The 7364-nt window shown below is 68.8% G+C and carries 6 protein-coding genes; 4 read left to right on the top strand and 2 right to left on the bottom strand.

All coding sequences use genetic code 11. The features are described 5' to 3' along the window. Nucleotides 1-124: 124 nt before the first annotated feature. Nucleotides 125-910 (bottom strand): enoyl-CoA hydratase, encoded by a 786-nt coding sequence (locus PMI14_RS22325; protein WP_007857669.1) that lies wholly within the window; start codon nt 908-910, stop codon nt 125-127. A gap of 19 nt (nt 911-929) precedes the next feature. Then, entirely contained in the window at nt 930-1883 is a 954-nt protein-coding gene (locus PMI14_RS22320) for a histone deacetylase family protein (protein WP_035205114.1), read from the bottom strand. A gap of 48 nt (nt 1884-1931) precedes the next feature. Here PMI14_RS22320 and PMI14_RS22315 point away from each other — a divergent pair, with 48 nt between their 5' ends. The 4 genes from PMI14_RS22315 to mltB all read left to right on the top strand — a co-directional run bounded on the left by PMI14_RS22315 (nt 1932) and on the right by mltB (nt 7107). After that, entirely contained in the window at nt 1932-2852 is a 921-nt protein-coding gene (locus PMI14_RS22315; protein ID WP_035205112.1) for a MoxR family ATPase, read from the top strand. Between the two features lie 11 nt (nt 2853-2863). Further along, nucleotides 2864-3913, top strand: coding sequence for a DUF58 domain-containing protein (locus PMI14_RS22310; RefSeq protein ID WP_007857666.1), 1050 nt, complete (start codon nt 2864-2866; stop codon nt 3911-3913). A gap of 70 nt (nt 3914-3983) precedes the next feature. Then, complete coding sequence (locus PMI14_RS22305) at nt 3984-6020, top strand: DUF3488 and transglutaminase-like domain-containing protein (RefSeq protein WP_007857665.1); 2037 nt, start codon at nt 3984-3986, stop codon at nt 6018-6020. 10 nt (nt 6021-6030) lie between these two features. After that, nucleotides 6031-7107, top strand: a complete 1077-nt coding sequence (gene mltB, locus PMI14_RS22300) for a lytic murein transglycosylase B (RefSeq protein WP_007857663.1) — start codon at nt 6031-6033, stop codon at nt 7105-7107. The last annotated feature ends 257 nt before the right edge of the window (nt 7108-7364 follow it).

Below are 7364 nucleotides of genomic sequence, written 5' to 3'. Positions count from 1 at the left end.
CGCCTTTCTTTTGGGTACTTTTCTTTGGCGAAGCAAAGAACAAGTACCTCGGCCGCCGGGCCGAGACCCGGCCTCCGCCTTCAGCAAAGGAACTGAAGCAATAACAACCCATGTCGGTCGACCATCATTTCCAGGCCGGAGCCCGCTTCTCGACAAAAGCCCGGGCCCCTTCCTGAGCAGCCCCATCCATCATGTTCACCGCCATGGCCTGCCCAGCCAACTGGTAAGCCGCATCCATCCCCAGCTCCCGCTGCTGGTACACCAGCGCCTTGCCCATGGCCACCGCCACGCGCGGCTTCTGCAGGATGGACGCCACGAGCTTTTCAACCTCCGCATCCAACTCAACGGCAGAAACCACCCGATTCACCAGCCCCTGCTCCAACGCAGTGGCCGCATCGATGAAGTCCCCCGTCAACAGCATCTCCATCGCCCGCTTGGCTGGCACATTGCGCACCAGCGGCACGCTGGGCGTGGCGCAGAACAGGCCGTAGTGGATCCCGCTGGTCGCAAAGGTCGCGCTGTCCACCGCCACTGCCAGGTCGCACTGGGCCACCAGTTGGCACCCTGCCGCCGTGGCCATGCCCTGCACGCGCGCGATCACCGGCACGGGCAGCTTGTGGATGGTGAGCATCATGCGGCTGCACTGTGCGAAGAGCTGCTGGTACCAGGCCAGGTCGGGGTGGGCCGCCATGTCCTTGAGGTTATGGCCGGCGCAAAAGGCCTTGCCCTCGGCCGCCAGCACCACCACACGCGCCGCCTCGTCGCGGGCCACGGCGTCGAGCGCCTGCTGCAGGGCCGTGAGCATCTCCCCGCCCAGGGCGTTGAAGCGCGCGGGGTCGTTCAGGGTCAGGGTCACCACGCCGCGCGCGTCGCGTGCAATGCGCAGGGGCTGGTGTTCGGATTCCGTCATGTCGTTGCAGTCCCAAAAATCACAGATCGGCCAGCACGCGCAGGTGGGCTTCCACGCTGCGGGCCAGTGGCCCCATCACATAACCGCCTTCCAGGCAGGACACGATGCGCCCCTTGGAGTAACGCCGCGCGATGTCCTTCACACGCTGGGTGATCCAGGCATAGTCGGACTCGGTCAGGCCCAGCTGCCCCATGTCGTCCTCGCGGTGGCCGTCGAATCCGGCGCTCACGAAGACCATCTCGGGCTTGAAGGCCTCGAGCCGGGGGATCCACATCATCTCGATGATCTCGCGGATGTCCATGCCGCGCGTGTAGGCGGGCACCGGCACGTTGACCATGTTGGGGGCCGGGTCCTGGTCGCCACTGTAGGGGTAGAACGGGTGCTGAAAAATGCTGACCATCAGCGCCCGTGGGTCATTGGCCAGGATGTCCTCGGTGCCATTGCCGTGGTGCACGTCGAAATCAACCACCGCCACGCGCTGCAGGTTGTAGCGCTGCAACGCGTACTTGGCGGCCACGGCCACGTTGTTGAAGAAGCAGAACCCCATGGCCTTGCTGCGCGTGGCGTGGTGGCCTGGCGGGCGCACGGCGCAAAAGGCGTTCTCCAGCTCGCCGGCCATCACCGCATCGGTAGCGGCCAGGGCGGCCCCGGCGGCGCGCAGCGAGGCCTTCCAGGTGTGGGCGTTGATGGAGGTGTCGGGGTCGAGCTGCGAGTAGCTCGGGCCGCCGGCCAGGATCTCCTCGTTGAGCCGGTCGGACAGGCCGCGCATGGCGGCCACGTGCAGGCGGTCGTGGGCCAGCTCGATGTCGGCCAGGGATGCCTCGGGCGCCTCGCGGCGGTCCAGGGCATCGCCCACGCCGGTGATCAGCAGCCGGTCCTCGATGGCGTCGAGCCGCTCGGGGCATTCGGGGTGCCCGGGCCCCATTTCATGCTTCCAGCAATCGCGGTGGGTGAAATAGCCCGTTTTGCTCACAGTCAATCCCCGTGTCTCATACTTTTAGGATAACGTCGCGCCATGACTATGAATGCACAGCACAAGATCAAATCGCTTCTGGACCAGCTTAACACGGTGATCGTGGGCAAAAAGGCCCAGGTACAGGACTGCGTGGCCTGCCTGCTGGCTGGCGGCCACCTGCTGATCGAGGACGTTCCGGGCGTGGGCAAGACCACTTTGGCGCACGCCCTGTCGCGCACCTTCGGGCTGCAGTTCTCGCGCGTGCAGTTCACGGCCGACCTGATGCCTAGCGACCTGACCGGGGTGTCGGTCTATGAGCGCGGCAAGGAAGCCTTCGTGTTCCACCCCGGGCCGGTGTTTGCCCAGGTGCTGCTGGCCGACGAAATCAACCGCGCCAGCCCCAAGACGCAGAGCGCGCTGCTCGAGGCCATGGAGGAAAAGCAGGTGTCGGTAGAAGGCGAGACGCGCGCCCTGCCCCACCCCTTCTTCGTGATCGCCACACAGAACCCGCACGACCAGCTGGGCACCTTTGCACTGCCCGAGTCGCAGCTGGACCGCTTTCTGATGCGCATCTCCATCGGCTACCCCGACCGCGCGGCCGAGCGCGTGCTGCTGGCCGGTGCCGACCGGCGCGACATGGTGGATACCATGCTGCCCCTGCTGTCGGATGAAGAACTGGCCGAGCTGCAGCGCGAGGTGCAGGCCGTGCACACGGCCGATCCGTTGCTCAACTATGTGCAGGACCTGATCGCCGCCACGCGCTCGGGCCGCTGGTTCCTGCAGGGCCTGTCGCCACGCGCCGGCATTGCCCTGGTGCGCGCGGCCAAGGCGCAGGCGCTCATCAGCGGGCGCGACTATGTGGCGCCCGACGACGTGCAGGCCATCCTGCCCCAGACCATTGCCCACCGCCTGGTGCCGGTCGGCGATGCCGGCCGCGGCGCGGTGGAGCAGGTGCGGGCCATGGTCGAGTCCGTGCCTCTTCCTTGAGCACGAGGGAAATGTCCGCCACCCCATCGCCCGCGGCAGCTGCCGTACCGGCCGGCCGGCTGCGCGCTGCCCTGGCGACGCTCAACCCGCTCACGCGCGTGCGCAAGCGCTTCGAGGCCTGGTGGATGGTGCGCCGGCCGCTGAGCGACACGCTCACGCTGACGCAGCGCAATGTCTACATCCTGCCCACCGGCGCGGGTTGGATGCTGGCGCTGACGCTGCTGATCCTGCTGATCGCCTCCATCAACTACCAGCTCAACCTGGGCTATCTGCTGACCTTTTTGCTGGCCGGCAGCGCGGTGATCGGCATGCACATCTGCCACGCCACGCTGCGCGGCATCACGCTGCACCTCAAGGCGCCCGAGCCGCACTTCATGGGAACCAGCGCCACCGTGGAGGTCCAGGTGTCCAGCGAACGCAAGACGCCGCGCTATGGCATCGGCCTGGCCGTGCATGGCAGCGGCGGCGAGGCGCACCACTGGGCCTGGACTGATGTGCCCGCACAGGGACGTTCCACCGTGCACGTGGCCTTTTCGCCCCCGCGTCGGGGCCTGCACCGCGTGCCCGTGCTCACGGCCGAGACGCGATTTCCGCTGGGCACCTTCCGCGTCTGGACCTATTGGCGCCCGGCGGCCCAGGTGCTGGTGTACCCGGCGCCCGAGCTGCCCCCACCGCCGCTGCCCCCCGGCGAGCCGCGCGGCGCCGGCACGGGCAGCGCCCCTTCGCAGGGCATTGGCGAGTTCGACGGTGTGCGCGCCTACCGGCGCGGCGACCCGCTCAAGCTCGTGGTCTGGAAGAAGGCGGCCAAGACGCTGGGCACTGGAACCGACGACCTGGTGAGCCGCGACTCCCAGCAGGCGCAGCGCCACGAACTCTGGCTGGACCCGGCCCTGGCCGCCCTGCCCGACCCCGAGGCCCGTATCTCGCGCCTGGCGGCCTGGGTGCTGCAGGCCGACCGGCTGGGCCTGGACTACGGCCTGCGCCTGCCGGGCGTGGAGATCGCGCCCGACACGGGCACCGCCCACCGCCGCCGCTGCCTGGAAGCGCTGGCGCTGTGCTGAACTTCTGCCGGCAACCAGCCCTCCAAAGGCATTGCCCCTTGCCTCCTTTTTCGCGGAAGACCGACGCTCCATGAGCCTGCGCCAGACCCTCGCCACCCTGCCACGCGACGCGCGGGACACACTGTTCCTGCTGTTCGCCACGGCCTGGGTGATCGCGCCCCAGGTGGCCAACCTGCCCGGCTGGGCCAGCGCCATGGCCTTTGGCATGCTGTTGTGGCGCGGCTGGATGGCCTGGACGGCGCGCCCCCTGCCCGGGCGCTGGCTGCTCACGGTGCTGGTCATCGTGGCCGTGGGGGGCACGCTGCTCACGCACCGCACCATCCTCGGGCGCGATGCCGGCGTCACCCTCATGGTGATGATGCTGGCCTTCAAGACCCTGGAGCTGCGCGCGCGCCGCGACGCCATGGTGATCTTCTTCCTGGGCTTCTTCACGATGCTCAGCAACTTCTTCTTCTCGCAGTCGCTGCTCACGGCCGCCGCCATGCTGGTGGCGCTGCTGGGCCTGCTCACGGCCCTGGTCAATGCCCACATGCCGGTGGGGCGCCCGCCGCTGGCGCAGACCTTCCGCATGGCCGGCACCATGGCCCTGCTGGGCGCGCCCATCATGGTGGCGCTGTTCATGCTGTTTCCGCGCATGTCGCCGCTGTGGGGCATGCCCAGCGACAACCTCACGGGGCGCAGCGGCCTCTCGGGCACGATGAAGATCGGCGACATGGCGGAGATTGCGCTCGATGAGCGGGTGGCGATGCGCCTGCGCTTCGAGGGTGCGCCCACTGACATCCCCCCGCAGTCCATGCTGTATTTCCGCGGGCCGGTCATGGCCGCCTTTGACGGCCGGCAATGGCAGGCCGAGCCCTTCCGCGAGGACAGTGCCTGGGCGGCGCGCGTGGCGGTGCCTGCCAATCTGCAGACCCGCGGCCAGGCCGTGCGCTACGAAGTCACCCTGGAGCCGCAACGCCAGCCCTGGCTGATGGTGCTGGAAGCCACGCCCGAAGCCCCCCAGTTGCCCAACATGCAGGCCTACATGACGCAGGACCTGCAGTGGATGACCACGCGCCCCATCACCGAGGTGCTGCGCTACCAGGCAGTGAGCTACCCCGAATTCCGCCATGGCCCGCAGCAATCCGTGCGCCAGTTGCGCGTGCACACCGAGCTGCCGCCCGGCTTCAACCCGCGCACCCTGGCCCTGGCCGAACAGATGAAGGCCGACCCCGCGCTGGCCGGGGCCGGCACCCAAGCACTGGTGAATGCCGTGCTGCAGCGCCTGCGCACGGGCGGCTACAGCTACTCGCTGGAGCCGGGTGTCTTCGGCGAGCACACGGCCGATGAGTTCTGGTTCGACCGCAAGGAAGGCTTCTGCGAGCACATCTCCTCGGCCTTCGTTATCCTGATGCGCGCGCTGGATGTGCCGGCACGCATCGTCACCGGCTACCAGGGGGGCGAGCGCAACCCCGTGGATGGCTACTGGACCGTGCGCAACGCCGATGCCCACGCCTGGGCCGAGGTCTGGATGGAAGGCCGCGGCTGGGTGCGCGTGGACCCCACGGGCGCTGTTTCACCAGGCCGCGTGGGCCAGTTCCAGCGGCTGCGGGCGCCCGAGGGCGCATTTGCCAGCGCCATGGGAACCATCAGCCCCGGAATGGTGCAATCCTTGCGCGCCGTCTGGGAGGCCGTGAACAACAGCTGGAGCCAGTGGGTGCTCAACTACAGCCAGAGCCGCCAGTTCGACCTGCTCAAGGCCCTGGGATTCGAATCGCCGAGTTGGCAGGACCTGACCACCGTGCTCGGCGCCCTCATCGTGATCGCTGCCAGCGGCGGTGGCCTGTGGACGCTGTGGGAACGCAGCCAGCACGACCCCTGGCTGCGCCTGCTGGCCCGCGTGCGCCAGCGCCTGGCCAAGGCTGGCCTGGTGCTGCCCGAGACCCTGCCACCGCGTTCCATGGCCCAGCAGGTGACCGCGCACTTCGGTGACAGCGCCAGCGGCGTGGCGGCCTGGCTGCTGCGGCTGGAACAGGTACGCTATGCCCCTCTACCTGCCCAGCAGTTCGGCGCCCTGCGCCGCGAATTCAACACCCTGCCCTGGCCCCCGTCCGCACGGGGCCGATGACCCGAACGACATGCGCCTCCTGAAATCCGTTGCCGTCGCCTGTGTGGCGGCGGCCTGTGCCCTGCCAGCCCTTGCCAGCCCCTCCAAGCCCCCCAAGCAGAAAACCACCGCCGCGAGCTCCACCGTACAGGGCGGCGCGCCCTATGCGGGCCGTGCCGATGCCATGGCCTTTGCCGACGACCTGGCCGCGCGGCGCGGCCTGGACCGCGAATGGGTGCGCCAGGCCATCGGCCAGGCGCGCCTGCTGTCCCAGGTGCCGCGCCTGATGCTGCCACCGCCCGTGGGCACGCCCAAGAACTGGCGCGTGTACCGCAGCCGCTTCATCGACCCGGTGCGCATCCGCGCCGGGGTGCGCTTCTGGCAGGAGCACCGCGAGGCCCTGGAACGCGCCGAGGCCGAATACGGCGTGCCGGTGGAGATCATCGTCGGCATCATCGGCGTGGAGACCATCTACGGCCAGCAGATGGGCAACTTCCGCGTGATGGACGCGCTGGCCACGCTGTCGTTCGACTTTCCGAATGCCCACCCGCGCGCCAAGGAGCGCCGCGAGTTCTTCCAGCGCGAGCTCGAGCAGTTCCTGAGCCTCGCCAACCGCAGCAACATCGACCCCTTCGAGCCGCGCGGCAGCTACGCCGGCGCCATGGGCCTGGGCCAGTTCATGCCTTCGAGCTGGGTGCGCTATGCGGTGGACTTCGATGGCGACGGCCGCATCGACCTGTTCAGGAGCCCGGTGGACGCCATCGGCTCGGTGGCCAACTACTTCAAGGGCCACAACTGGACCACCGGCATGCCCACGCACTTTGGCGTGCAGTTCGACACCGCACGGCTGCAGCTCGACACCTTGCTGGCACCGGACATCCTGCCCACCTTCAGCGCCGCCAGCATGCAGGCCAAGGGCGCGGTGCTCGACGCCGCAGGCGCGCAGCACACGGGCCCGCTGGCGCTGGTGGAGCTGCAGAACGGCGGCGACGCTCCGACCTATGTGGCGGGCACGGAGAACTTCTATGCCATCACCCGCTACAACTGGTCGAGCTACTACGCCATGGCCGTGATCGAGCTGGGGCGCGAGGTGGCGGCGGCGCGGTAGTCCACTGAAACCGAGAAATCGGCTGTGCGCCGGGGTGGCAGCGGGATGCAGCGCAAGGCGCGGGCTGCAGCCAAGGCTGGCCGCCTTGGCAAAGCCCGCAACGCCGCGATGCGCCCGCGGCCACCCCGGCCCGAAGGGTGAGGGTCTGGCAGGGCCGCACTCGCCGTTGCCATGCTCGCCGGGTGTGCAACTCGGCTGCGCCCGCCGCTTGGATTGTGGCCCTGCCAGGCCCTCACGCACAGCCGATTTCTCGGTTT

The organism is Acidovorax sp. CF316 (assembly GCF_000276605.1).
GTDB lineage: Bacteria > Pseudomonadota > Gammaproteobacteria > Burkholderiales > Burkholderiaceae_C > Acidovorax.
This window is presented reverse-complemented; position numbering and strand designations above follow the sequence as displayed.

Coding starts and splice junctions, on each gene's coding strand:
- PMI14_RS22325 (WP_007857669.1), bottom strand. CDS start 910: ATGACGGAATCCGAACACCAGCCCCTGCGCATTGCACGCGACGCGCGC.
- PMI14_RS22315 (WP_035205112.1), top strand. CDS start 1,932: ATGAATGCACAGCACAAGATCAAATCGCTTCTGGACCAGCTTAACACG.
- PMI14_RS22310 (WP_007857666.1), top strand. CDS start 2,864: ATGTCCGCCACCCCATCGCCCGCGGCAGCTGCCGTACCGGCCGGCCGG.
- PMI14_RS22305 (WP_007857665.1), top strand. CDS start 3,984: ATGAGCCTGCGCCAGACCCTCGCCACCCTGCCACGCGACGCGCGGGAC.
- mltB (WP_007857663.1), top strand. CDS start 6,031: ATGCGCCTCCTGAAATCCGTTGCCGTCGCCTGTGTGGCGGCGGCCTGT.